Annotated in this window: 28 protein-coding genes; 12 read left to right on the forward strand and 16 right to left on the reverse strand. The window is 64.1% G+C overall.

Going from position 1 to position 25311, the window contains the following annotated elements; all coding sequences use genetic code 11:
• Positions 1–3: 3 nt before the first annotated feature.
• Positions 4–1668: a methanol/ethanol family PQQ-dependent dehydrogenase gene (locus tag P6U29_RS14125; protein WP_407118141.1), complete on the reverse strand. Its 1665-nt coding sequence runs from the start codon at positions 1666–1668 to the stop codon at positions 4–6.
• A 343-nt stretch (positions 1669–2011) separates the two neighbouring features.
• Here P6U29_RS14125 and P6U29_RS14130 point away from each other — a divergent pair, with 343 nt between their 5' ends.
• From P6U29_RS14130 to P6U29_RS14150, 5 genes are all read left to right on the forward strand, one after another.
• Complete coding sequence (locus P6U29_RS14130; RefSeq protein ID WP_407118142.1) at positions 2012–2407, forward strand: calcium-binding protein; 396 nt, start codon at positions 2012–2014, stop codon at positions 2405–2407.
• A 144-nt stretch (positions 2408–2551) separates the two neighbouring features.
• Positions 2552–2881, forward strand: coding sequence for a hypothetical protein (locus tag P6U29_RS14135; protein WP_407118143.1), 330 nt, complete (start codon positions 2552–2554; stop codon positions 2879–2881).
• Positions 2882–3098: 217 nt separating this feature from the next.
• Positions 3099–3179 (forward strand): pyrroloquinoline quinone precursor peptide PqqA, encoded by an 81-nt coding sequence (gene pqqA / locus P6U29_RS14140; RefSeq protein ID WP_008562446.1) that lies wholly within the window; start codon positions 3099–3101, stop codon positions 3177–3179.
• A gap of 228 nt (positions 3180–3407) precedes the next feature.
• Positions 3408–4277, forward strand: a complete 870-nt coding sequence (locus P6U29_RS14145) for a hypothetical protein (protein ID WP_407118144.1) — start codon at positions 3408–3410, stop codon at positions 4275–4277.
• A gap of 297 nt (positions 4278–4574) precedes the next feature.
• Entirely contained in the window at positions 4575–4784 is a 210-nt protein-coding gene (locus P6U29_RS14150) for a hypothetical protein (protein ID WP_122406536.1), read from the forward strand.
• Between the two features lie 9 nt (positions 4785–4793).
• Here the strand turns inward: P6U29_RS14150 and P6U29_RS14155 are convergent, their stop codons facing one another.
• From P6U29_RS14155 to P6U29_RS14175, 5 genes are read right to left on the reverse strand one after another with little or no spacing between them, the layout of a single operon-like run.
• A complete protein-coding gene (locus P6U29_RS14155) occupies positions 4794–5141 on the reverse strand; it encodes a hypothetical protein (protein WP_407118145.1) in 348 nt (115 codons plus the stop codon).
• Positions 5142–5167: 26 nt separating this feature from the next.
• Positions 5168–5965 (reverse strand): pentapeptide repeat-containing protein, encoded by a 798-nt coding sequence (locus tag P6U29_RS14160; protein ID WP_407119325.1) that lies wholly within the window; start codon positions 5963–5965, stop codon positions 5168–5170.
• Between the two features lie 45 nt (positions 5966–6010).
• Positions 6011–6739 carry an ABC transporter ATP-binding protein gene (locus P6U29_RS14165; RefSeq protein WP_407118146.1) on the reverse strand — a complete coding sequence of 243 codons (729 nt, stop codon included), beginning with the start codon at positions 6737–6739 and terminating at the stop codon, positions 6011–6013.
• Positions 6729–7466, reverse strand: coding sequence for an ABC transporter permease (locus tag P6U29_RS14170; protein ID WP_407118147.1), 738 nt, complete (start codon positions 7464–7466; stop codon positions 6729–6731). Before P6U29_RS14170 ends, P6U29_RS14165 begins: the two co-directional genes overlap by 11 nt.
• A gap of 1 nt (position 7467) precedes the next feature.
• A complete protein-coding gene (locus tag P6U29_RS14175; RefSeq protein ID WP_407119326.1) occupies positions 7468–8448 on the reverse strand; it encodes an ABC transporter substrate-binding protein in 981 nt (326 codons plus the stop codon).
• Between the two features lie 87 nt (positions 8449–8535).
• On the opposite strand from P6U29_RS14175, the gene P6U29_RS14180 reads away from it, so the two are divergent.
• Complete coding sequence (locus P6U29_RS14180) at positions 8536–8895, forward strand: hypothetical protein (RefSeq protein ID WP_407118148.1); 360 nt, start codon at positions 8536–8538, stop codon at positions 8893–8895.
• Positions 8896–8994: 99 nt separating this feature from the next.
• On the opposite strand, the gene P6U29_RS14185 is transcribed toward P6U29_RS14180, so the two are convergent.
• Both P6U29_RS14185 and P6U29_RS14190 read right to left on the reverse strand, forming a co-directional pair.
• Complete coding sequence (locus tag P6U29_RS14185) at positions 8995–9813, reverse strand: quinoprotein dehydrogenase-associated SoxYZ-like carrier (RefSeq protein ID WP_407118149.1); 819 nt, start codon at positions 9811–9813, stop codon at positions 8995–8997.
• A gap of 50 nt (positions 9814–9863) precedes the next feature.
• Positions 9864–10787, reverse strand: coding sequence for a quinoprotein relay system zinc metallohydrolase 2 (locus P6U29_RS14190; RefSeq protein ID WP_407118150.1), 924 nt, complete (start codon positions 10785–10787; stop codon positions 9864–9866).
• Positions 10788–10926: 139 nt separating this feature from the next.
• Here P6U29_RS14190 and P6U29_RS14195 point away from each other — a divergent pair, with 139 nt between their 5' ends.
• Both P6U29_RS14195 and P6U29_RS14200 read left to right on the forward strand, forming a co-directional pair.
• Positions 10927–11811: a substrate-binding domain-containing protein gene (locus tag P6U29_RS14195; RefSeq protein WP_407118151.1), complete on the forward strand. Its 885-nt coding sequence runs from the start codon at positions 10927–10929 to the stop codon at positions 11809–11811.
• Positions 11808–12365: a PQQ-dependent catabolism-associated CXXCW motif protein gene (locus P6U29_RS14200; RefSeq protein ID WP_407118152.1), complete on the forward strand. Its 558-nt coding sequence runs from the start codon at positions 11808–11810 to the stop codon at positions 12363–12365. Before P6U29_RS14195 ends, P6U29_RS14200 begins: the two co-directional genes overlap by 4 nt.
• Positions 12366–12637: 272 nt before the next feature.
• On the opposite strand, the gene P6U29_RS14205 is transcribed toward P6U29_RS14200, so the two are convergent.
• From P6U29_RS14205 to P6U29_RS14230, 6 genes are all read right to left on the reverse strand, one after another.
• Positions 12638–12943, reverse strand: a complete 306-nt coding sequence (locus P6U29_RS14205) for a copper-binding protein (RefSeq protein WP_407118153.1) — start codon at positions 12941–12943, stop codon at positions 12638–12640.
• 136 nt (positions 12944–13079) lie between these two features.
• The gene (locus tag P6U29_RS14210) at positions 13080–13694 is read right to left on the reverse strand and encodes a hypothetical protein (protein WP_407118154.1); all 615 of its coding nucleotides are present in this window, start codon (positions 13692–13694) and stop codon (positions 13080–13082) included.
• A complete protein-coding gene (locus tag P6U29_RS14215) occupies positions 13691–14539 on the reverse strand; it encodes an ABC transporter permease (RefSeq protein ID WP_407118155.1) in 849 nt (282 codons plus the stop codon). The genes P6U29_RS14210 and P6U29_RS14215 overlap by 4 nt, the downstream gene beginning before the upstream one ends.
• Complete coding sequence (locus P6U29_RS14220) at positions 14536–15342, reverse strand: ABC transporter ATP-binding protein (RefSeq protein WP_407118156.1); 807 nt, start codon at positions 15340–15342, stop codon at positions 14536–14538. The genes P6U29_RS14215 and P6U29_RS14220 overlap by 4 nt, the downstream gene beginning before the upstream one ends.
• Complete coding sequence (locus tag P6U29_RS14225; RefSeq protein ID WP_407118157.1) at positions 15339–16331, reverse strand: YVTN family beta-propeller repeat protein; 993 nt, start codon at positions 16329–16331, stop codon at positions 15339–15341. Before P6U29_RS14225 ends, P6U29_RS14220 begins: the two co-directional genes overlap by 4 nt.
• Complete coding sequence (locus P6U29_RS14230; protein WP_407118158.1) at positions 16316–17497, reverse strand: ABC transporter substrate-binding protein; 1182 nt, start codon at positions 17495–17497, stop codon at positions 16316–16318. Before P6U29_RS14230 ends, P6U29_RS14225 begins: the two co-directional genes overlap by 16 nt.
• Positions 17498–17557: 60 nt before the next feature.
• On the opposite strand from P6U29_RS14230, the gene P6U29_RS14235 reads away from it, so the two are divergent.
• Both P6U29_RS14235 and P6U29_RS14240 read left to right on the forward strand, forming a co-directional pair.
• Complete coding sequence (locus tag P6U29_RS14235; protein WP_407118159.1) at positions 17558–18130, forward strand: DUF3280 domain-containing protein; 573 nt, start codon at positions 17558–17560, stop codon at positions 18128–18130.
• Between the two features lie 289 nt (positions 18131–18419).
• Positions 18420–19502, forward strand: coding sequence for an ISAs1 family transposase (locus tag P6U29_RS14240; RefSeq protein WP_407113315.1), 1083 nt, complete (start codon positions 18420–18422; stop codon positions 19500–19502).
• 29 nt (positions 19503–19531) lie between these two features.
• On the opposite strand, the gene fghA is transcribed toward P6U29_RS14240, so the two are convergent.
• A complete protein-coding gene (fghA, locus tag P6U29_RS14245) occupies positions 19532–20377 on the reverse strand; it encodes an S-formylglutathione hydrolase (RefSeq protein WP_407118160.1) in 846 nt (281 codons plus the stop codon).
• 69 nt (positions 20378–20446) lie between these two features.
• Positions 20447–21067, reverse strand: a complete 621-nt coding sequence (locus P6U29_RS14250) for a response regulator (RefSeq protein ID WP_407118161.1) — start codon at positions 21065–21067, stop codon at positions 20447–20449.
• Positions 21068–21274: 207 nt separating this feature from the next.
• On the opposite strand from P6U29_RS14250, the gene P6U29_RS14255 reads away from it, so the two are divergent.
• Complete coding sequence (locus P6U29_RS14255) at positions 21275–22633, forward strand: histidine kinase (protein ID WP_407118162.1); 1359 nt, start codon at positions 21275–21277, stop codon at positions 22631–22633.
• Positions 22634–22796: 163 nt separating this feature from the next.
• Complete coding sequence (locus tag P6U29_RS14260; RefSeq protein WP_407118163.1) at positions 22797–25259, forward strand: TonB-dependent receptor; 2463 nt, start codon at positions 22797–22799, stop codon at positions 25257–25259.
• The last annotated feature ends 52 nt before the right edge of the window (positions 25260–25311 follow it).

A 25311-nucleotide genomic window follows, 5' to 3' on the forward strand; every position in this document is an offset into this window, starting at 1 on the left:
TGATTACTGCTTGACCGCAAAGACCCACAGCGAGCCGCCGGGCGGCACGTTGGCAAGCCGCTCGTCGCCGGAGAACAGCGAGTAGACGCCGCCATAGCCGCTCGTCACGGCGACGTACTGCACGCCGTCCTGCTGCCAGGTCACCGGCTGTCCCTCGATGCCGGAGCCGGTCTGGAACTGCCAGAGCTTCTTGCCGGTATCGGCATCGAAGGCCTCGAACTCGCCGGTCAGCGCGCCAGAGAATACGACGCCGCCGGCCGTCGACAGCACGCCCGAGAAGCGCGGAATGTCGCTCGGCGCTTCCCACTTCGACTTGCCGGTTAGGGGGTCGATGGCCTTGAGGTGACCGCGCGGCCCGTCGCCGTACTCCCAGAGGTCGGTCAGATCCATGCCGAGATACCATTCCCCCTGCTTGAAGGTGACGGGCTCGGTCTTGTACCTGCCGCCGAACGCGAGCGTGTTGGCATAGGCAAGGCCGGTCTGCGGATTGAACGACATCGGCTCCCAGTTCTTGCCGCCGAGGATGGATGGATAGACCGTGACCTTCTTGCCCTCGCGCGCGTCCTTGGAAACGTCGGTCTCGATCGGACGTCCGGTCTTCATGTCGATCCCGGTCGCCCAGTTGACCTTCACGTAAGGATTGGCCGCGAGCAGCTTCCCGTTGGTGCGGTCGAGCACGTAGAAGAAGCCGTTGCGGTTGGCGTCCATCAGCACCTTGGTCGGCTTGCCCTCGATCGTCATGTCGGCGAGGACCATCTCGGCCACGCTGTCATAGTCGAACGGATTGTTCGGCGAGAACTGGTAGTGCCACTTGATCTTGCCGGTCTTGGGATCCATCGCCAGCACGGAGCAGGTGTAGAGATTGTCGCCGGGGCGCACCGCCGAATTGAACGGGCCGGGATTGCCGATGCCCCAATACACCGTGTTCAGCTCGGGGTCATAAGAACCCGTGATCCAGGTCGAGCCGCCGCCGAGCTTCCAGGTATCGCCCTTCCAGGTGTCGCCGCCGGGCTCATCCGGCGAGGGGATCGAGTAGGTGCGCCAGAGGTGCTTGCCCGTTGCCGGATCCCAGCCGTCGATGAAGCCCCTTGTGCCGAATTCGGCGCCGGAGATTCCGGTGATGACGACGCCATCCGCAACCAGCGGGGCAACCGTCATCGAGTAGCCTTCCTTGATGTCGGCCGCCTTCTGCCGCCACAGCTCCTTGCCGTTCTTGGCGTCGAGCGCGATCACGTGGGCGTCGAGCGTGGTCCGGAACACCTTGCCGTCGTAGAGCGCGGCGCCGCGATTGATGATGCCGCAGCAGACGATGCGCGGCGTCTCAGCGGGGTACTCGACCTTGGTCTTCCAGATCTGCTTGCCGGTCTTGGCGTCGACCGCCATGGTCGCGTTGTGCGAGGTCACGTAGATCACGCCCTGGTACACCAGCGGCTGCGATTCCTCGCTGCGATCGTCGTTAAAAGAGTAGTTCCAGACCGGGACGAGGTTCTTGACGGTATCCTTGTTGATCTGGTTCAGCGTCGAGAAGCGCTGGAGGTTGTAGCCCATTCCATAATTGAGAACGTTCGACGTGTCGGTCGCCCCCTTGACCAGCTGCTCGCTGGTTTGTGCATTTGCACAGGTTGACGCAAGCATGACGAGGCCTGCGGCCATCGCAAAGCGTTTCATCCGTTCCTCCCAATATGCGCGCCTTTTGACGCTGCGACTGCAACACTCCGCCGGAATGCAAAACGCGTCAATACGAAAGTCGCAAGTGCCGTGCCGATATCGCTGGACGCTGGTGCTGGTCACCTTACGGAAACCTGACACAAGCAACTCCCACTTGTGCGGAGACGCTGAGAAAATTCCGCGGCACGATGTAGTCTCGGGGGGCAAGTCGCCGGACGCTCGGCCGGGTTCCTAGGCGGTGACGCGCCCAAGTTGCATTTCCGGACTTGAACCGGGGTTCGCTTGTGGATTTATGTCGCTTCTGTCCCGGTCGATCCGGGGTTCTTCGTCAGGGGAGGTCTTGATGATTTCGCGTCGTTCAATTGCTGCTCTTGCGCTTACGATTGCACTGTCAGCCGGTCCGGCGTGGTCGGCCTCCGGCAATGCGGTCAAGTTGTTCGACAGCGACAATGACGGCACGCTCGATCTTGCCGAGGTGAAGAAGGCGGCCGCCGCACTATTCGCAAAGCTCGACCCCGATCATGACGGCACGCTCGATGCGCGCGAATTGCGTGGACGGTTGACGGCGAAAGAACTCGCTGCCGCCGATCCCGACCGCGACGGGACTCTCACGCTCGACGAATATTTGTCCGTGGTCGAGCAGCGCTTCAACGCGGCGAATCCCGACAAGGACGGAACGCTGGATGCGAAAGAGCTGAACTCGCGCGCCGGCCGCGCGCTGTTGCGATTGCTGCGGTGAGGCGGCAATGGGAACAGACATGACGAGCGCTACGTTTGCGGTCGTTCCGGTCTGACGCTCGGGAACATCGGGCTGCTCGGCCTGTTTTCTCCGCAACGTCCTGCCTGGCGCCGGGGCTGCGCGGCGGGAGAAGAGGAGATGCAGATGAACACAATGCGTTCCGTTCTTGCGGCCTGCGCGATCATGACGCTGAGCGCCGGCGTCGCCGTCGCCGGCCCGTGCAACACCGGCAGCGCCAGCATCGACAAGGATGCTGGTTCTGGTCCGGTCACCGTGGGCTCCGCGCAATCGCACTCGTCCAGTTCGGCGAGTGATACCAGCCAGCATCCGCCGACCAGCACGATGAATCGTGCAAGCGGTGAAACGGCGGCTTCGTCCGAGGATGCGCAGCGGCAAATGCAGAGTGAGCCGACGGCGGCTCAGCGCGCCGAAGGCGCCAAGCCGAATGCGGAAATGGCCGACAAGGGCTGCTGACAGCGCCGTTGTCGATTCGGCGCGCGGTGCGTTGCACAAGGTGGTGTCTCGCTGGTCGTGTTGACCAAGAGAGAACTGGCTTTGTCCGAGAGAGAAATGCAGCCGCGAAGAATCGACACAGACGCGCCCGGCGGTCGAATCGAGGCTTGAACTGCACCTGAGGCAGCCCTAGGTTTTGCGCCGCGCGATGTCGCGCTCAATACCTTGGGAGACCCGAATGGCTTGGAAAGCTCCGAAGATCGTGGAAGTGCCGGTCGGCATGGAAATCAACATGTACGCCTGCGCTTCGCGCAAATAAGACCGACGACCTGCCGCGGTTTCGACGGCGAACGCCGTCGCAGCCGTGGCAGTGTCGGATTTCGGCCTCGTCGTGCTCCGTGCTTTGCGATTGACGCGAAGCCGCGCGTGCAAAGGGTTCGATCCTCTCCCCCCAAAATCTCGACCATGCTCTGCGGCAATTGTGTTACGCTGATGCTCGGTCAGCGCTGCTGCCGCATCAGAGCGGCGCGCGCCTTTGGGGCACAGGATGGGCGGCAGAGCCTGTAAGTTCTGGATGGTGATGGGGTGCGCGATCGCGCTGGCACCGGCACGCACCAGCGCTGAAGAAGGCTTTGATACCGAGCATATCTTCGGCTTCATGATCGGCACCGATGTCGGCAATGTCGGCGAGCGCGAATTGCAGACCCAGACGACAGGGCGCTTAGGCAAAGGCGGGGGGACTTATCGCGCGCTCGAGCACGAGGTCGAGATCGAGGTGGTGCCGCTGCCGAATTTTCGTATCGAGGTCGGCGGAGCCGCGAGCCTGCACGACATCACGGGCGTGCCTGATATCGACGACCGCCGCCAGTTCAACTTTCAGGGCGCCTCGCTCGACCTGCGCTATCGCCTGCTCAACCGCGAGCGCGCGCCGTTCGGCCTCACCATCGCGGCCGAGCTCCACGGCGATCGCATCGACGAGACCAGCGGCGCGAAAGGGCGGATGTATGGCACCGATTTCACGCTGGCCTTCGACCGCGAACTCCTCCCGAACTTCGCCATCGGCGCCCTCAACCTGATCTATCAGCCGGAATGGGCGCGCTTCGAGATTGGAGGAGTATCCGAGAAGAGCTCCACGATCGGCGCGGCGTTTGCCACCCTTGTGCGCGTCCGGCCCGATGTGCTCCTCGGCGGCGAGATGCGCTATTTTCGGCAGTATGAGGGCATCGGCCTCGGTGAGTTCGCAGGCCAGGCCCTATTCGTCGGCCCCACCGCCTATTTCCAGCTCTCCCCAAGTTCGCGGCTGACCATGAGCTGGAGCATGCAGGCCTGGGGACGCCCGGCCGGATCGGGAGCCAATCTCGACCTCGTCAATTTCGAGCGGCATCAGGCGCGCCTGGTGTTCGGGGTGAATTTCTAGGTTTGAGCCTCTTGCCGCGACGCAGGTAGACCCGCTCCCCCTTGTGGAAGAAAGTGGCTTCGCGATAGCGAAGCCGGGTGAGGGATCTCTCTCCGCGAGGCCAACTGCTTTTGGGGGCGGAGAGAGGGCTTCATCCGGTGCTTCGCGCCACTTTTCTCCGACAAAGGGACAAGGGAAGAGGAGTGTCGATCGCCAGTTCCCTGTACCGTCCCTGACCTCCGTTTGAAACTTTCCCGCTCCCTGGAACGTAACCCTTCGTGCTAATCTCCACCGCGCCCCTTGCGCAAGGATCCCGGCATGAACCCGATTGACCTGGTGGTGACTGTGTGTGCGGTGCTCTCGCCTGCGACCTGCGAGGAGCAGCATCTGGTGTTCAACTATTTCGGGTCGCCTCGCCAATGCGTGATGGCCGCGCCGCCCTATATCGCGCAATGGGTCGGCGAGCATCCGAAATGGCAGGCGGTGCGCTGGCGCTGCGAATATCCGCACACGCATGACAAGGCGTGAGCGGCGGCGCTACTTGGTGCAATCCTTCAAATCCTTATCGGCGATTGAGAACACCGCGTCGGCCCTGATCTCGATGCCGCGGACGATGCACTGCCGGCCGTTGGGATAGCTTACTCTGGCGTCGTAATGGCCCGGCTCGATGCCGAGGATGCGCAGCCGCTCGTCGTGGTCGACCTCCTTGTCCTTGTCGTTCAAGCATTGGTTCGGACCCCAATCGGTCCTGCCGGCCGGAGCGAGCTGGAAGCCGGAGATCGTCTCGGTCGTCAGATTCCAGAGCCGGATTCCTTTGCCCTTGGCCTGCGCGGCGGCTTCGCCGGCAAGCGTCAACAACGCGATCAAAGCCAGAATCCAACGCATCAGCCAGTCCTCCCAAAGGCGGGCCGTCATTCCCTGATCAGGCGCTCGCGGTTCCTTGCCTTGTCGAAATTTTTGGCGCGGTCAAGGCCGTTCGGAGCGATCAGCTTCGCCGAGACGAGATTGGCGCCGTCGAAATCGGCATCGGTGACGATGGCGCCGGTCAGATCGGCTCCGCCGAGTTCGGCGTTTTTCAGTGATGCAGCGCTCAGGTCGGCGCCCCTGAGGGTCGCGAATTCGAGGTCGACGCGCGACAAATCGGCGTTGCGCGCGTTCAGCCGTTCCAGATTGGCGGATCTCAACACCGCGCGCATCAGCCCCATCGACTGGTTACGCATATCGGCGCCAAGCTTCGCGTCCGCGATCGAGGCGCCGATCATGCTTGCGCCGGTGAGATCGGCAACGATGCGCGCTCCAGACAGGTTCGCGCCGTCGAGACGTGCGCGGGCCATTTGCGACGCGAACAGATGGGCGCCCTTCAGGCTTGCGCCGGTAAGATCCGCATCCAGCAGCCACGCCTGATCGAGGATTGCACGGTCAAGCTTGGCGTCCCGGAGTATCGTCCTGTTGAGCCGCGCGGCGCGGAGAACCGCGTTGGACAGGTCCAGGCCCGAGAGATCGAGGCCCGATAGGCGTTTGCCAGTGAAATCGGCAGGCTGCGCAGCACTGGCTTTGGCCAGCACCGCCTCGAGCTCTGGCCTGGTCATTTCGGCCGAGACCATCGCGGGCGAGGTGAGGTCGACGTCACGCATCATGTCCTGCGCGCTCGCCGTCATCGCCACGAGTGCAAGGCCAAGCGTTGCGAAGGCGACCGTCCGCGTCATCATCATCTCCGCCGCCGGCCTAGTCTAGCACGTCCGCCAGGCGACCGGCTATGAGACATCTCGCTCAGTGCGGTCGCCTTGAATTCGTTGGGCGAGGCTGGCCTTGATCGCCGCAATCTCGGCCTCGCCGCGTGTGTCGCGCGGGATACCGATAGGCACCTCGGCCACGATTCGCGCTGGCCGGGGCGAGAGGAAGAACAACCGATCGCCCAGCCGCACTGCATCGTCCAGGCTGTGTGTCACCAAAAGCGTCATCACCGGACGGCTCGCGACGAGCGTTGCGATCTCATCGCGCAAGCGTCCGGCGAGAGCGTCGTCGAGCGATGCCAGCGGTTCGTCGAGCACCAGAATGTCCGGCTCGACGGCAAAGGCGCGGGCGAGCGCCACGCGCCGGGCCAAACCCAGCGAGAGCTCACCTGGATAGTGGTTGCGATGCGCTTCCAGCTCGAGGATTTTGAATAGCTCGGCGAGCTTGGCATCAGCCACGTCGGGCGCAGCCAGCCGCACATTCTGCTCGACCGAGCGCCACGGTAGCAGCCGCGGTTCCTGGAACACCATGCCGATCCGCGCCTCCGGCGGTCGCGCGACGTGGCCTGCAAAGTCATGGTCCAATCCCAGGATGATGCGCAGCATCGTGCTCTTGCCGCAACCGGACGGGCCGATCAGCACGCCGACCTCGCCGGACTGAAGCGCGAACTTGACCGGCGCCAGCACCTCGTGCGTTCCGCCCGCGGCACTCCTGAACGTCTTGCCTGATATCTCGACCTCAAGCCGCACGGGGCCGCCACCTGTTTGCGCGGGCTTCGAACGGCTGCACCAGCAAGGTTTCGATGACGAGCACGACTGCGGCGAAAGTCAGGGAATAGGCCAGCAGTCGCGGCGTGTCGAACAGCTGGAAGGCGACGCCGATCTCGAAGCCGACGCCGTTCGGCCGGCCCAGCAGTTCGGCGACCAGTACGATCTTCCACACCAGCGACAGGCCGGAGCGGGCGGAGGCCGCGATATAGGGCGCAAGCTGCGGCAGCACGACGTGGCGGAAGGCGCGCCAGCGCGCCATCGCGAACACGCTCGCCATCTCGTCGAGCGAGCGGTCGAGTGCGCGGGTGCCTTCGCGCAAGGTGACGATGGCGGTCGGCAGCTTGTTGATGGCGATCGCCGCAATCGCGGCAGCCTCGGTGAGGCCAGCCCAGATATAGGCCAGCACGATCACGACCAACGCAGGCAGATTGAGCAGCAGGATCAGCCAGGGATCGCCGAGCCGATCGGCGAGCTTGACCCGGCCCATCAGGTACCCGATCGCGCTGCCGAGCGACATCGCCAGCACGAAGGCGAGTGCGACGCGCGCCAGCGTGGCGCCGAGATGCAGGAACAGCGCGCCGGATGATGACTCCGCGATCATGACCTGGAGCACGGCCGGCGGGGAGGGCAGCTTTGCGCCCCCGACGAACAACGCGGCGATCCACCAGATTGCTAGGAACAGGGCGAACGAGAGAAGACGCAGCACCTCAATCTCCGGGGACTGCGTGATAGAAGGTGCCGGGGTCGAGCTCGGCTGCGGGGCCGACGAGCTCGCGGCCGCCGATCTCGGCCAGCACGCGATAGAGCACGCGCGCGTCCTTCTCCTCGTCGTCGATGCTCCGGCGCGGAATGCCGTCGCGATAGCGGTCGCGGTAGGTGTTGAGCACGGCCGGTTCGGTGGCGCCGGTGAGCGGCGCGACCTTGTCCCAAGCTGCATCCGAAGTCGCCAGCAGCTCTTTGGCCTTGCGGGTCATTGCGATGAAGCGCGCCACGGCGTCGCGATGGCTCGCGGCCCAGTTCTCGTCGAAGACGTAGCCGACCGCGGCGACGGCGCCCTTGGCGCCCAGCTTCGGCAAAATGTCCTCGATCCCGGTGAGCCGTCTAAAACCCTTGGCTTCGAGCTGGGCGCAGAAATTCCAGAAGTTGAGGCTCGCATCCATCTCGCCGTCGAGCGCCTTGGCCGCGATCAGGGGCGGCGCGCCATAGACGATGGTTGCTTCCGATTTCAGGTCGATGCCGTCCTGTTTCATCCGCGCCTGGAGCAGCAGCCAGCTCTTGTCGATCGCCCCGCCGGCGACTGCGAGCTTGCGGCTCTTCAGATCCGCGAGCGTCTTGATCGGCGAGGAGGCCGGCACCATCACCGCGCCGAGCGCGCTGGAGTAGGGATAGAAGGTGAGCTTGGCTCCGAGCGCACGCTCGCGCGACACCCACAGCCAGTCGGACAGAATGATATCGGCGCTGCCGGCACGCATCGCGATCTTGCCGGCCTCGGTACTCGCGAGTTCGGTGACCTGCAGCGACAGGCCGGCCTCTCTGTCGAGGCCGGCGCTGCGGATTGCGGCCAGCTCCCAGGAGAATGTTCCGGTCTTCTGCACCGCCAAGCGGATGGTATCTGCAGCGCGGGCCGGCGCGGCTAGCGTCAGCGCCAGCGGCACCGCGAACACCAATATTCGTCCCCAAACTCTCATCACCTTGTGAGCCGCTTCCTCTGACGGAGTGCTTTTCAGGACAATAGGCATAGCATAGCTTTGGTCGCAACCAGCGGGAGGACGCGCATGAAACTGGCCGGGCAGCTACGACCGATTGTCGCCGCATTCGCGGTATTGGCGGCTTCCGCATGCGTGGCGCGGGCGGAGGAGGCCAATGACTATCCGACCGCGGCGCGCGCGGAATATGTCTATGGCTGCATGAAGGCCAATGGTGAGACGCGGGCCGCAATCGAACAATGTTCCTGCTCAATCGACGTGGTCGCCTCGATCGTGCCCTATGAGCGCTATGTTACCGCAGAGACCGCGCTCAGCATGTCGCAAGTGCGCGGCAATCTCGGCGTCCAGTTCCGCACCTCGGAGCAGGCGAACACGGCGGTGAATGATCTGCGCCGCGCGCAGGCGGAAGCCGAGGTGAGGTGTTTTTGAGTTAGCACCGTCATTCCGGGGCGATGCGAAGCATCGAACCCGGAATCTCGAGATTCCGGGTTCGGTCCTGCGGACCACCCCGGAATGACAGCAAGAGACTCACGTCCCCGGCTTCTCCACGTTCCACTCGTTGCGGAACACGTGCCCGTCCGTGTCCTTTGCCTCGGCGCGGAAATGCTTGGCGCCGTTGGAGACATAGGTGAAGCGCAGATTGGGATCTTCCGAGATCGAGATGCCGCCTTCCATTGACAGCACCGGGCTGTCGTCCTGGGTCAGCTTGAGCTGTTTGATGAAGAAGGCCGGGACATAGAGCTGCGTGACCTGGTCCATCTGCAGCCCGGAATTGTTGGGATGGCCGATCATGATCTGCGCCTCGCGCACGCGGCTCGCCGGCGCCTCCTCGCGTGCGAACTGCCGGTAGCGCATCTGGCCGAGCCGATTCCTGGCTTCCTCGACATTCTTTGCTGCCGGCGCCGAGCAGCCGCCGGAGGCCTTCACATAGACTTTCGAGACATAGAGCTGGCCGTCGCTGAGCTCGGCCACCGCATGCACGTCGGTGTAATTGTTGACGCGCACGCGCGTCGAGATCTCCGTGACATTGGCGTCCGGGCCAAGCTCGAACTTCGCCGCCATCGGTGCGGGATTGCGATCGATCACCAGCGTGATCGAACGAATACGCCTGCTGTCGCTGGGCGACAGCTTGCTTCGCAAGGTGACCGGCACGATCGCCGCATCCTCGGCGCGATAGGGCATCTCGATGCCGATGACGGCGCTGCCGTCGTGCATCGGACGGTTGCTGAAGATGTCCTGCACCAGGCCCGGCCAGGGATCGTAGGCCTCTTCAGCCTGCGCGGGCATCGCGCAAGCGAGGCCGAGCAGGAGAGCGGCGAGAGTCAGTCGGCGTGTGCATCCCGTCATGGCCATGGTCCTGCGGACGATACATCGTTCGGTACAGCCTAGCGCGCCAGCTACTCCCATTCAATTTCCGAGAATGCTGCGGTTGCGTTGCGGGCGTTGTAGTCGTCGAACAGCTGCCAATGCGGCCGTTCCGACGCGGCCGCCTTGTCCGCGGCGGCGCGGATCGGCTCGCCGTTCTTGTTCAGCGTGCGGACGTCGGACAGCAGCGTTGACAGGTAACGCCGCTCATCGGTCAGTGCGGCAGGCCAGCTGCTCACGGGGCCGTGTCCGGGAACGACCCGCAGCGCTGGGATCGCCTCGAGACGTTTCAATGTATCGAGCCAGCCTCGGATGCTCCCGTCCATGACCGGAATGTGGCGGAGAAAGACGAGGTCGCCCGCAAACAGAGTTTTGGTCGTCACGTCGTACACGGTCATATCGGTGTCGCTGTGTCCGGCCGGCCAGGCGCGCAAGGTCAGGCGCCGCGCTCCGAGATCTACGATCGTCGTGTCCGAAACCAGCAGGGTCGGGGCGATGATCTTGACGGGATCGATCAGCTCGCTGCCCATGATGCGGCGGAAATTGTCGAGATAGAACGGCCCGCGCGTCGCCAGCGCCTGCGGCAGCTTGCTGTGGCCGACGAAGCTGGTTCCGTCCGCAACAAAGGCGGCATTGCCGAAGACATGGTCGGGATGCCCGTGGGTGTTGATGACATAGCGGATCGGCTTGGATGTACGAGCCCGCACCGCGGCCAGCAGCGCCTCGCCTTCGCGACGGCTGCCGCCGGTGTCGATCACGGCTACGGCCTCATCGCCCACGATGAAGCCGACATTGGCAATGTCGCCCTCATTCTCGCGGGTCATCAGGGCGATGGTCCCGGAGTGTACGAAGATTCCGGGTGCGACTTCGCTCACAGGCAATTCGGCCGCCCCGGCGCGTGCTAGCGTCGCGAGTCCGAGGAACAAGGCTGCGATCACGAGAGCGATGCGAGACACTTTTCCGCCTCAGTTCAAAGGGTTCGTCTCATTGCACTGCAACAAAGCGAAGCCAGCACAAAGTTGGCACACATGGCGCATCACATGGCGCGTCATGCATTGCATGGATAACATTCAACCAAAACGCGGAGGAAGCGCGATGACGCAGGCCGGACGACATCGTCGCTGGTTGTTTTCACTGTGGGTCGTGGTCGCATCCTGTGCGTTCGGCGGTGTCGCCAGCGCGCAGACCAGCGAAACCGGCGATCTCTCATTCGAGCTGGTCGATCCCAAGGTGCTGCGCGTCTGCGCCGATCCGCGCAACCTGCCGTTCTCCAACGAGAAGGGCGAGGGGTTCGAGAACAAGCTCGCCGAATTCCTGGCGGACAAGCTGCAGAAGAAGCTCGACTACGTCTTCTTTCCGCAGGCCACCGGTTTCGTGCGGATGACGCTGGGTGCCCATCGCTGTGACGTCATCATGGGCTTCCCGCAAGGCGACGATCTCGTGCAGGGCACCAATCCCTATTACCGCACGACCTATGCGCTGGTCGCGAAGGCCGGCAGCGGGCTCGAGGACGTCGACACGCTGGAGGACGCGCGCCTGAAGGGCAAGCACATCGGCATCGTCGCCGGCACGCCACCGGCGACCAACATGGCGTTGGCCGGCCTGATGGGCGACGCCAAGCCCTATCCGTTGATGATCGACACGCGCTTCGACAATTCGGCCCAGGCGATGATCGATGACCTCGCAGCCGGAAAGATCGACGCCGGCGTATTGTGGGGACCGATGGCCGGCTACTATGCGAAGAAGGCCGGTTCTTCGCTCCACGTCACGCCGCTGGTGAAAGAATCCAGCGGCCCGAAGCTGGTCTATCGCATCGGCATGGGCGTGCGCCCTGCCGACCAGAACTGGAAGCGGCAATTGAACAAGCTGATCCAGGAGAACCAGGGCGAGATCAACAAGATCCTGCTCGACTTCGGCGTGCCGCTGCTGGATGAGAGCGACCGGCCGCTCGGCGCGGAGACGGCAAAGAAGACGCGATGAAATGGCCTGCTGCCGCTGCGCTCGCTGTCGCCATCCTGGCGGCGCCGGCATTCGCGCAGCAGCAGGAGCCGTTCGAGCCCGAGGGCTATCGCACCGACAACTATCGCGCGCCGGTGCCGGCGACGCTCGCTGGGGCGCGCGTGCTCACGACCGAGGAGGCGGAGGCGATCTGGCGCGCGAACAGCGGCGCCTTCGTCGACGTGATGCCACGCCCGCCGAAACCGAAGAACCTTCCTGCAGGCACCGTGTGGCGCGATGCGCCGCGCAGGAACATTCCGGGCAGCCTATGGCTGCCGGACACCGGCTACGGCACGCTGCCACCGGCGATGGACGATTATCTCCGGCGCGGCCTTGCGCAGGCGTCGCGCGGCAACAAGGCCGCGCTGCTGGTGATCTATTGTCTGGCCGACTGCTGGATGTCCTGGAACGCCGCCAAGCGTGCATTGGCGTATGGCTATTCCAATATCGCCTGGTATCCCGACGGCGCCGACGGCTGGGAGGGAGCAAAACTTCCGACCGAGGAAGCGCACCCGGAGCCGCGGCCGGACCAGTGACGATTGGGCGTAGGTGCGCTCCCTCGCCCCGTTCTTACGGGGAGAGGATTGGGGTGAGGGGCTGCTTCCTCCTCGTCATTGCGAGCGTAGCGAAGCAATCCGGAGTCCCTCCGCGGAAAGATTCTGGATTGCTTCGCTACGCTCGCAATGATGACGTGGGCGGATGTCGCGTATGTCGACTGACGGATTCGCGGAGACTCCCTCTCACCCCGAATCTGCGCTTCGCGCGAATTCCGGCCTCTCCCCGCAAGCGGGGAGAGGCGAAGATCCACCTACGGCTTCTGCTTCTGCAACTTCGTCAGCGTGCCCGTGCCGTTGGTCTCGGTCGCAGAATAGCTGACCCTGTCGCCGGCATGGACGGCATCCAGCATTGCGGCATCTTTCGCCTTGTACTCCTGGAGCGCGCCGGCGCTGCCTGCGCTGGCACCGACCGTGCCCTTCTGCGTCTGCTGGATTGAAATCGTGCCGTTGAGCCGATCGATTCGCGTGACCATTCCAGTCATATCGTCAGCAAGGGCGCTGGTTGCGAGCATGCTGAGCGCTGCAGCGCCCGCGAGGATGAATCTTTTTGTTCCCATCGAGGCCTCCCGACGTCTGGAGTTCACTTCGACAAGCCAACATAAATCGATTTGGTTCCGGCAGATAGCGCGGCAAAAGGGTAGCGCTCCCGAGGCGATCGCGGGAACTTTTCGTGAGCCGTCAGTGTAACTGACGCTATTCCATTTCCTGCTGGATCACGCGCCCCAGCGCGAACAGGCGCTGGTCGATCGCGGTTGGAACCTCGCAGACGAAGCGCACCACTTTGTGGCGGTCCTCGAAAATGCGGGTCTTCCAGATCAGCTCGTTGCTGAGCGCCTCGACCTTGGCTTCGTCGCGCGGAGTCGCCCCTTGCAGGGCCTGGAGCTGAAGCGTCTCCTCGCGAATCTTGTCGGCAGCATCGCGCTGCTTGCGGCTGACGCGTTCGAGCCCGTTCATGACTTGTGAGCGCTGGGCGTTGAGCGTGTCGAACAGGCCGGCGAACAGCAGCTTTGCGTTGGAGGCTTTGTCCGAGCCGGAGGCGGCCAGAAACTCCTTCACGGACTTCTCGGCGTCCTCGAGCGGCGTCTTGCGCGCTGACAGCTTGGCAACCAGCGCGCTGATCCTGGCGTCGTCCTTCCATTTGTTCTGGACGTCGTCGAGCGGCGGTCCGGCCCAGACCGCCGCGAGCGAGATCTCCGGCACTTTTGCCTGTGTGCACGGCCAGTCGGGGTAGCGTGGATCGGCCGCGCGCGCCGCCGTGCTCGCAACAGCGAACGCCAGAACAGCCGTCGCCAGAACCCGAACCTTCATCCTTCGCCTCCCGCAGGCCCGCGTCGCGCCAGCCCGCGCGAGGGATCATAGGCCAAAATCGCGCCGATCATGAAGACGATTGTGCAGATCGCGACCACCGCCAACGAGATCCAGTTGATCTGTCCGTACAGCGCGAAGCGGATCAGCTCGACCGCATGGGTGAACGGATTGGCCTCGCAGACATAGTAGAGATAAGGGCTGCCCTCCTGCACCCGCCAGAGCGGGTAGAGCGCGGAGGAAGCGAAGAACATCGGGAAGATCACGAAGTTCATCACGCCTGCGAAGTTTTCCAGCTGCTTGATGCCGGAGGAGATCAGCATGCCGAGCGAGCCCAGCATCAGCCCGGACAGGATCAACGCCGGCAGCACGGTGAGATAGCCCGATGGCGGCGGAGTGATGTCCCAGAACCAGGCGATCAAGAGGAACGCATAGACCTGGAGCAGCGAGACGGCCGTACCCGCGAGCAGCTTGCAGAACAAGAGGAACCCGCGCGGCAGCGGGCTCACCAGCAGCGTGCGCATATTGCCCATCTCGCGGTCATAGACCATCGAGAGCGAGGACTGCATGCCGTTGAAGAGCTGGATCATCGCCATCAGCCCGGGCGCGATATAGACCTCGTAGAGGATGTAGGTCTCATAAGGCGGGATGATGGAGATGCCGAGCACCTGGCGGAAGCCGGCGGCGAAGATGAACAGCCACACCAGTGGCCGCACCAGCGCCGAGACGAAGCGCTCGCGCTGATGCAGGAAGCGCAGGCCCTCGCGCCAGACGATGCCGGTGAGGCACGTCATGTACTCGGCGGCAGAGAAGCCGCGCGGTGCCTCGCGCGTGGTGATGCTGCTCATGCGCCACCTCCCGGCATCGTTTGCGCGCCGGTCAGACGCATGAAGGCGGTGTTGACGTCCTGCGCGCCGGCCTCCGCGATGACGCGGCTCATCGGCCCCCGCGCCAACACCTTGCCCTGGTGCAGCACCACGAGATCGTCACCGGGCAGGATCTCGTCGAACAGATGCGTGGCCCAGAGCACGCCGATGCCTTGCTCGGTCACGAGCTGGCGGACATGGCTGATGATGTCGGCGCGCGCCTTGACGTCCAACCCGACGGTCGGCTCGTCCAGCAACAGCAGCCGCGGCCGGTGCAATAGCGCGCGGGCGATCTCCAGCCGCCGCATCTGGCCGCCGGAGAGGTCGCGCACCTTGCTGCCGGCGCGGTCTGCGAGTCCGATGCGGCCGAGCAGCTCGGCGCTGCGCGCGGCGGCCTCGCGGCGGCTGATGCCGTGCAACGCGGCGTGATAGAGCAAATTCTGCGTCAGCGACAGATCGAGATCGAGCGTACGCGGCTGGAACACGACACCGAGCAGCCGCAGCGCCTCGCCGGGACTCTTGCTGATGTCATGGCCGAAGATGGAGACGCGGCCGGACTGGATACCGAACAGGCGGGTGATGAGCGAGAACAACGTGCTCTTGCCGGCACCGTTGAGCCCGAGCAGTGCGGTGAAGCTTGCGGGCTGCACATTGAAAGACACGTCCATCAACGCGCGCCGCGGGCCGTAAGAATGGCTGACGTCGTCGATCGATAGCGCCGGCACCGTGGCCAGATGCGGTCCTGGCGTCTCGCGTGGCTCGGTGATGGGAGCAGGGCTGGTCATGGCGCGATCGTGATGCCCCAGGGCAGTTCGCCCACCTGAATGGTCTTGATCACCTTTTGCGCGGCGACGTCGATGACGGACACGTCGTTCGACACGCCGTTGGTGGTGAGCAGATATTTCTCGTCGGGCGTGAACGCCACGTGCCAGACCCGCTGCCCGACCAGGAGATATTTCGTCACTTTGCGCGTCGCGACGTCGACCACGGCGATGCGGTTGGCAGGGCCGAGCGCGATGAAAGCGGTTTTGTCGTCCTTTGTCATGCCGATGCCGACCGGCTGAATCGCCTCTTTCCGCAGGCCCGGGATCTCGAACGTGACCTTGCCGATCACCTCGTGCTTTTTCGGATCGATCACCGACACGGTGCCGCCGATCTCCGAGGACACCCACACTTCCGAAGAGTCGTGCTTGAACTCGGCAAAGCGGGGACGCGCATCGACCAGCACGTTGGCGACGATCTGTCGCGAACTGGTGTCGATGAAATGCGCCATGTTGGTGGTTTCGGACGTGTTGATCAGCGTCTTGCCGTCGGGGCTGATGGTCATGCCCTCCGGCTCGACGCCGACCTGGATGTCGCCGAGGCGCGCGCGCTTCTCGAGGTCGATCACGGTGACCGTGTTGTCGTTCTCGTTGGCGACATAGAGGGTCTTGCCGGCGGCATCCTGGGCGAATAATTCGGGGTCGGGCCCGGATGGCAGGCTGTCGACCACGCTTTGTGTTTTCGTATCGATCACCTGGATGGTGTCGTCGTCGCCGACTGCCACCATCACGAACTTGCCGTCGCGCGTGAACTCGATGCCGCGCGGACGCTGGCCGACCTTGATGGTCTTGGTCACGGTCCAGCTGTCGGTGTCGATCACCGACACCGTGTTGCTCTTCTCGTTCGAGACATAGGCGATGAACGCGTGTGCTGGGGCTGCGGCCAGCGCTAGTCCGGAGAGAAGCCCAACACGCCACATCCGCAACATCTGCGTCCTCATTTCAATTTGCATTTGCTCTCCGGACGGTCGAAGCCGAGCGTGTCGAGCTCGGAGACCTGATGCAAGAATCCTTCCTGCGGCGACACCGACACTACCATGCGGCCGTCCACCAGCAGGATGGGCTGGCGCAGCTGCAGATTCCAGTCGCGCAGCGTCAGCCGCGTGCCCTTGAAGGCGGCGACGGAGAAATCCGGGCCCTTGATGAAGTCGGTGACCTTCTTCACGTCGCCGGAATTGGTGCGCGAGGTGGCTTCCCCGATCATGCGCACCGCAGTCCAGGCCTGCATGTCGAGCGCGGTCATCCGCCGCGAATTCAGCTTCATGAAGCGGTTCTGCATCTGGATCGCGCCCCACTGGTCCTGCGATGCGTCCCAGCTGCGTGGCACCAGGCCGGCCGAGCCCGCGACCGGGCGCGGATCCCAGGTGCGATAAGGCAGGTACGCACCGAATACCTCGCTCTCGTCGGCGACGACCAGCACGTCATAGGCCGGCGCCTGCTGGGTGAAGACAGGCATCTGGCGCTGGATCAACGTCACGCCGCTATCGGTGCGGCGAGCGCCGCCTTTATCTTCGAACGTTCGCTCCTGCACGATCTTGGCGCCGAACCGCGTAGCGGTGCGCCTCAGCGCATCGGCGAACAGCTTGTCCTCGTCGTGCGAGCCGACCACCAGCAGCCAGCGCGACCACTTCTTCCACACCAGGTATTGGCCGAGCGCATCCGCCAGCATTGCGCGGGTGGGGGCGGTATGGATGACGTTGGCGCGGCAATCGGCCTCGCGCAGCCGTTCGTCGATCGCGCCGACGTTGAACAGCAGCGTGCCGCGCTCGCGCAGGGCATCCGAGACCTTCAGCAGCGCATCGGCCGGCAGGTCGGCGATGATGAAGGCGTTTTTCTCGGCGAGCACGGTTGCGGCCTGTACCGCGTCCTCACCTTCCTTGATGCGGCGCTCCTCCAGCGTAAACCGCTGACCCGTGAATTTTCCGGTGGTGTTGTTGTCCTCGATCGCGAGGCGGGCGCCGGCGACGCCGTCATTCTCCGCGGGCTGCTCGACCAGCGATAGCGTCGATCGGGTAGCCGCGACGCCGAGATAGCCGACGCCGATCAGGGCAGGCTCGGCCGCGAGCACGCTCGTCGCGGCAAGACCAAAGCCGATCAGGCCGGCCAACCATCGGATCATGTTTCCTCCAGACGATCTCCCCGGCTTGACCGCCGGTGAAGAATTGTCTCTGCTTCAAGCATGACCAATTTGTCAGGGCATGCAACCCCGCATTTCGTCCCCACGAGCGCGAGACGGGGAATCACGATCATGCGAGCATTGATATATCTCGCCGCTCTGTTGTTGACGGGCTCGGCCGCGCTGGCCGACCCGCCGAAACTCGCGGTGTTCGATTTCGAGCTGATCGACACCAGCTTGCCCGGCGAGTTCTACGGCTCCAGGCCCGAGCAGGCGCGGCTCGCGCGCATCAGCGAGCAGCTGCGCAAGGAATTGGCAGAGTCAGGCCGGTTCCAGGTGCTTGACATCGCGCCGGTCAGGGATGCCGCCCGTCACGCGAACTTGCAGGCCTGCGGCGGCTGCGACCTCAAGCTCGCCGGACAGCTCGGCGCCGATTTGGAGATCACGGGCCTCGTGCAAAAGGTCTCGAACCTGATTATCAATCTCAACATCTATTTGCGCGACGTGAAGACCGGCAACATGATCACGGCCGCCAGCGCCGACATGCGCGGCAACACCGATGAATCCTGGTCACGCACGATGAGCTATCTCATCCGCAACCGCCTGCTGGCGCCGAATTACGGGCGGCCGGAGTAGGGGCGCTTACCCTCCCCTGAAGGGTAGGGCAATCGCATATGAACAATTCGACGCGGTCGTCATGCCCGGGCTTGTCCCGGGCATCCACGTTCCTCGTGCTGCTGGGTAAGGCGTGGATGGCCGGGACAAGGCCCGGCATGACGCTGTGGAAGCTTTGGCGCCCCTCCGACGTCATATGCGATCATCCTGCCCTCCAGGGTAGGGGAATCGCATATGGCGCTAGAGGGGTATTGCAAAGGGGTTGGAACTGGATTCTTAGGGTGTCTCTCGCTTCTCGAGGGAGCCCTGAATGCGCAAGCTCAAGCGCCTGTTTCGACCGCTCAAGGATCCGCGCGCCAGCAACACCCGACACGATCTGGTGGATGTCCTTGTCATTGCATTGGCAGCCACGCTGGCTGGCGCCAAGACCTGCACCGAGTTCGAGTTCTTTGGCCAAGGCCGCGAGGAGCTGTTGCGGCGATTTCTGGAGCTCAGGCACGGCATTCCGAGCCACGATACGTTCAGCAACGTCTTCCGTGCGTTGGACCCGAAGGGTCTGGAAGCGGTTTTGCGCAAGTTCAGCAAGAGCTTCGGCATCAAGGGGGTGGTCAGCATCGACGGCAAGGCTCTGCGCGGAGCCTTCACGCGTGGCCGGCAGGCCACGCCACTGCATATGGTCAATGTCTGGGCGGCCGGCACTCGCATGGCGTTGGCTCAGCGGAAGGCTCCCAATCGCAACGAGGTTGCCGGGGCTCTCGAAGTCCTGGCGCTGCTCGATCTGGACGGGGCTCTTGTCACCGCCGACGCCTTGCATTGCCGGCCCGACACCGCACAGGCCATCCGCGACCGGAAGGGGCACTACGTGTTGGCCATCAAGAGCAACCGTGGCCGGCTCTTCAAGGCCGTCAAGACGCTGATCGACACAGCCCGAAAGCCCGCACGGGCGAGTCAACGGAAGGCCGCCGCGCACGGCCGCGTCGAGCGCCGGCAGGCCATCGTCGCGCCGGCGCCACAGTTGGCGAAGCAATATGACTTCCCCGCTATCGCCGCCGTCGCTCGCATCGACAGTTGGCGCGCCAACTCTGGCAAGACCGCCAAGCATACGGTCCGATACTTCCTGGCCTCGCGCCTGCTGTCGGCCAAAAAGCTGCTCGAGGTCGTGCGTACCCACTGGAGCATCGAGAACAACCTGCACTGGGTCCTCGACGTTCTGTTCGATGAGGATGCCTGCCGCAGCCGCAAGGATCACGCTGCGGAAAATCTCGCCCTCATCCGCAAGCTGGCCATCAATACGCTGCAGGCAACCCCCGGTCCTGCGCGCATCAGCCATAAAATGCTCCAAGCCAGATGGAATAATGACTTCCTTCTCTCCACCCTCGGCCATATGCGATAGCCCTACCCTCCAGGGGAGGGTAAGAAGGATCACGCCGTCAATCTTGCCGCATGCCAGTGCAGGTGATCGCTCATGAAGGTCGAGATGAAATAATAGCTGTGGTCGTAGCCCGCTTGCCGCCGCAGCGTCAGCGGGATGTTGGCCTTGGTGCAGGCGGCGTCCAGCAGCTCCGGCTTGAGCTGTTCCTTCAGGAAATTGTCGGCCTCGCCGACGTCGACCAGGAAGCCGGAGAATTTCGCGCCGTCCTCGATCAGCGCCACGGTGTCGTGGTTGCGCCAGGCGTCCTTGTTCGGTCCGAGATAGCCGGTCAGCGCCTTGATGCCCCAGGGCACTTGCGAGGGTGCCACGATCGGCGCGAAGGCGCTGGCCGCGCGGTAGCGGTGCGGGTTGCGCAGCGCCACCGTCAGCGCGCCGTGGCCGCCCATCGAGTGCCCCATCACCGATTGCCGCTTGGCATCGACCGGAAAATTCTCCGCCACCACCTTGGGCAATTCGTCGGTGACATAGCTCCACATGCGATAGTTACGCGCGAAGGGCTCTTGCGTGGCGTCGACATAGAAGCCGGCGCCGAGGCCAAAATCATAGGCGTTGTTGGCATCACCCGGCACGTCGGGCCCGCGCGGTGAGGTGTCGGGCGCGACGAAGATCAGGCCGAGCTCGGCGCAGACCTTGCGGAATTCGCCCTTCTCCGTGACGTTGGCATGGGTGCAGGTGAGCCCGGAGAGGTACCAGACCACGGGCAGCTTGGCGCCATCGGCATGCGGCGGAACATAGACCGAGAACACCATTTCGGTTCCGGTCGCCTGGCTCGCATGGCGAAACACGCCCTGCACGCCGCCGTAGGATTTGTTCGTCGAGACAGTCTGAATCGTCATGCCCTAGAGCTCCGTGGCATCTCACCACATCAAGATTGCAACGCTTGTGTGACCGAATTTGTGGCGTCGCTAGGCGACGCCGCTGTCGATCGCCAGCCGCACCAGCTCGACCGACGTCTTCACGCCGAGCTTCTGTCGCATGATCGAGGAGGTGTTGGCCACCGTCTTGTAGGACGATTGCACCAGCCAGGCGATCTCGGACAGGCTCTTGCCAGCGCTGAGCAGCCGCAAAATTTCCATCTCGCGTGCGTTCAGCTTCGACAGCGGGCTTTGCGCCAGCGCGGGTCCGGCAAAGGCGATGCTGCGCGCGATCGCGGTCGGAAGGTAAGTGCCGCCGGCTCCGACGGCGCGGATCGCCTCGACGAGGTCGTCGGGATCGCCGGTCTTGGAGACGTAGCCCTTGGCGCCGCACTCGATCGCGCGCGCGGCGAAGGCGGGATCGTCGTTCATGCTGAACATGATGATGCGGGCCTCGGGCGCGCGCTCGAGGATGCGGCGTGCGAGCTCGAAGCCGGAGACGGTCGGCAGGTTGATGTCGATGATGCAGAGGTCGGGGCGTTCGACGATGAAGACGCTCTCGCCGTCTTCGGCGTCGGCGGCCTCAAAGATCTCGATCTCGCCTTCGTCGGCCAACACGGCACGGCAGCCGGAGGCGACGATGGGATGATCGTCGACGATCAGAATGCGCATAGGCGTTCCTCGCGACAGCCCGTTCCCCTGATAGAACTGGCCTGTTCTGCGCCGCATGAGGCGGCCAGGCAAGACGCGCGCGTCTCATGTGGCCTCATGCAACCCGGCCGGGATTGCTGTACGCTTCCGATTAGATATCGGGCGCTTCGTCTCTGTCAACGTCATCGGACAGGCGCGGGCATCCTTCGCGAGGCACAGGCGATACCAATGTGGCAAAATTTATCCTTGCGTGGACGCATCAACCTGTTGCTGGCGCTGCTGCTGGCGCTGGGGCTTGCCGTCAATATCGGCCGGCAGGTCGCGGAAGCAGGTCCCCGGGTGCAGGCCGAGGACCAGAGCGTGATCCGCCTTGCCCGAGAGTTCATCGAGATGATCGTTGCCGATCTCAACGAGGCGCCCGACCCGGATGCAAGGCTGAACCAGATCGCGCGCGATCTCAGCCGCCTGCGCCATGTCAGCATCGCGCTTCATGATGCCGCCGGTAACCCGCTCACGCCGCCGCGGCCCGATACCGACGACGACACGCGCGCCCCGCCGGCTTGGTTCCTCAGCCTGGTCCATCCCGAGCAGACCGCGGTCAGCGTGCCTGTGTCGATCCATGGCAAGCCGGGCTCGCTGCGGATCACCTCGCATCCCGACGACGAGATCGCCGAGATATGGGACGGCATCGTGACCCAGCTCGAGGTCGGCTCGGTGATCGCGCTTGCGCTGTTTTTCTTGATGATGAATGTGGTCGGCCGGGCGCTGGCACCGCTCCAGTCGCTGGCGGAGGCAATGGGCAAGCTCGAAGGCGGACATTATGAGGCCCGTGTCGCGCCGGGGGGCGCGCCGGAACTCGCCGCGATCTGCACCAAGCTCAACCACCTTGCCGCGACGCTCCATGAGGCGGTCGAGGACAAGCGGCGTCTTGCGGAGCGCGCGGTGTCGCTTCAGGACATCGAGCGCAAGGAGATCGCGCGCGAGCTCCACGACGAGTTCGGGCCTTACTTGTTCTCGCTGCGCGCACATGCGAGCGCGCTGGCGAAGCAGGCGGAAGGGCGCGCGCCGAGTGCGGATGCCGTGCGAAAACACGGCAGCGCCATGCTGGAGCAGCTCAATGCACTGCAGCAGTTCAATCGCCGCGTGCTGGAGCGCCTTCGGCCCGTGGGCCTTGCCGAGCTCGGCTTGCGCCAGGCGCTCGAATCGCTGTCGCGGCTGTGGCGGGAGTCGCATCCCGACGTCGCGATCGAGACCGTCATCTCGCCGGCGCTGGGCGCAACCGGCGAGACCGCCGATCTCACCATCTATCGTATCGTGCAGGAGGCGCTCACCAATGTATTCCGCCACGCCGGTGCGACCTCGGTCAATGTCGTCATCGAGCCGGTGGAGCAGGCATCGGGCGATGGCCGCGGCTGCGCCCGGGTGCGGGTCACCGACAACGGCCGCGGCATGGAGCCGGGCCAGAAGCTCGGCTTCGGCCTCGTCGGGATGCGCGAGCGGATCCTGGCGCTGGGCGGCACGCTCAGCGTCGTCTCCGGTGACGGCGGCTTGACCGTCGAGGCGCTGATTCCGACCGCGGCCCCCTGACCGCGCCCGAAGCGATCGGGAAAAATTCCCGATTTGGTCGGGAAAACGGGTGTGGATATTGCCCGATCTTTTGTGGCTGGCGCGCGAACAGTCCCTGATTACACTCCTCTCGACCAAACGGCGAAAATCAAAACGGCCGGTGGTGACGGATGGGAAGGCAGGGATGGGCGCGCGTCTTCGGTTCAAGCGTCGTTTGTTGATGGCTTCGGTTTCGACAGGGCTGGTTCTCGCCTGCCCCGCCGAGGCCGCGCAGGACGAAGAAACCAACGTTCAGAACCTGCCGCCGGTCGAGGTCACTGCGCCGCCGCCTCCGACAGCGAGGCGTACCGCGGCGCCGCGACCGGTCGCGCGCATAGGAGCGCCGGCATCCGCCGCCCCGAGGACACGCATCTACGTCTATCCGACCTCGCCGGGCACGGGCAGGGGTCTCGATGTCGACAAGGTTGCATCGGCGATCAATGCCGTCGATGCCAACCAGATCAAGCGTACGGGCTCGCTGAACGTCACAGACGCGCTGCGCGACAACATCGCCGGCGTCAATATCAGCGAAGTCACCGGCAATCCGTTCACACCTGATGTCGAGTTCCGCGGCTTTGTTGCCTCCCCCGTGACCGGCACGCCGCAGGGGCTCGCGGTGTACCAGAATGGTGTCCGCATCAACGAGGCATTCTCGGACGCGGTCAATTGGGACCTGATCCCCACTGCCGCGATCAGGTCGGTGACGCTGGTGACCAACAACCCGGCCTTCGGCCTCAATGCGCTGGGCGGCGCGATCAACTTGCAAATGAAGGACGGCTTCACCTATCAAGGCGCGGAGCTTGACGTGATGGGTGGCTCGTTCGGCCGCATCCAGGGCTCGGCGCAATGGGGCAAGCAGGTCGACAAGAACTACGGCGTCTATGCCGCGCTCGAAGGATTGCGCGACAACGGCTTCCGCAATTTTTCCCAATCGACGGTGCGGCGCTTCTACGGCGATGTCGCCTACAAGGCCGGCGACAGCGAATTCCACGCCAATATGGGCGTGGCCAAGAACGATTTCGGTGCCAGCGCCACTGTTCCGGCCGAGCTCCTCGACAAATATTGGGGCGCGACCTACACCACGCCGCAAACGACCTCCAATCGCGTCGGCTATCTCAACCTGACCGGCAAGGTCGATGCGACGCCGACCTGGACGCTCGAAGGCACCGCTCATGTGCGCAGGTACGAGCAGAAGATCGTCGACGGCAATCCGACCGACGTGCAGGAGTGCGGTGCGGATCCAGCTCTACTGTGCTTCGGTGACGACACCACCGCCGCGAACGGCGCGGGTGGCGTTCAACTCGCCAATCCCTTTGCTCCGGGAACCATCCTCGGCGAGATCGATCGGGGCTCGATACGTTCGACCACGTTGGGCGTGTCGGGGCAGGCCACCAACACCGATCAATTGTTCGGCCATGACAACCGCTTCGTGATGGGCGCCACCTACGACGCCAGTGTCACGCGTTACAACGCGACCGCCGAGATCGGCTCGATAGGAGAGAACTACGTCGTCAGCGGCAGCGGCGTTTTCCTGGGCGCGACCCCCACGGCAGACCCCGTTGCCGGCCCCGTCTCGCTGCGGACCGTCAATCAATATAACGGCCTGTATGCGATGGATACGTTCAACGTCACGGATGCCTTCGCCATCACCGGCGGCGGCCGTTTCAACGTGGCGCGGATCTCGCTGGAAGATCAGCTCGGGACCGCGCTCAACGGCGATCACACCTTTACTCGCTTCAATCCGATCATCGGCGGCACTTACAAGATCACACCGGAGTTGACCGCCTATGCCGGCTATTCCGCGGCCAACCGTGTGCCGACGCCGCTCGAGCTCGGCTGCGCCGATCCCGCCAGGCCCTGCCTCCTCGCGGCCTTCCTGGTCGCGGATCCGCCGCTGAAGCAGGTCGTCTCCAAGACCGTAGAAGCCGGCTTCCGCGGCACCAAGGAGCTGAACATCGGCACGCTCGGATGGAAGGTCGGCGGCTTCCGCGCCACAAACTATGACGACATCGTAGCGGTGCCCGCCGTCGGGCGAACAGGCTTTGGCTATTTCTCCAATGTCGGCCGGACACGGCGGCAGGGCCTCGAGGCCGAGGTCAACATCAAGTCGCCCACGCTCCAGTTCCAGGCGAGCTATGCCTTCGTCGACGCCCGCTTCCTCGATCCGCTCGAGCTCGGCTCCGAGAGCCCGTTCGCCGATCCCGCCACCGACACTATCCAGGTCAGGCCCGGCAACCAGCTCCCCGCGATCCCGCGCCACCGCGTCAAGGTCGGCGTCGATTACGCCGTAACCGACGTCTGGAAGGTCGGCGGCAACGCACTGTTCGTCTCCAGCCAATATCTCGTCGGCGACGAGTCGAACCAGTTCGCGAAGCTGCCGTCCTATACGGTGTTCAATCTCCACACCTCCTACCAGGTGACGAAGAACATCCAGCTCTACGGCCGCGTCGACAATGTCTTCGACAAGCGCTACGCGACCTACGGACAGTTCTTCGATCGCGATGCCTTGCCCAACTTCGCCAACGGCGGAAATGACTTCATCGACCCGCGCTCGCTGAGCCCGGCAAGGCCCCGCGCGTTCTATGCGGGGATGCGGGTGACGTTCTAGCCCGCTCGAAAGGCGTCAAAAATCGCGCGGACGCTGAGCATGAGATCATGCT

Origin of the sequence: Bradyrhizobium sp. LMG 9283 (assembly GCF_045571415.1) — a bacterium.
Lineage (GTDB): Bacteria > Pseudomonadota > Alphaproteobacteria > Rhizobiales > Xanthobacteraceae > Bradyrhizobium.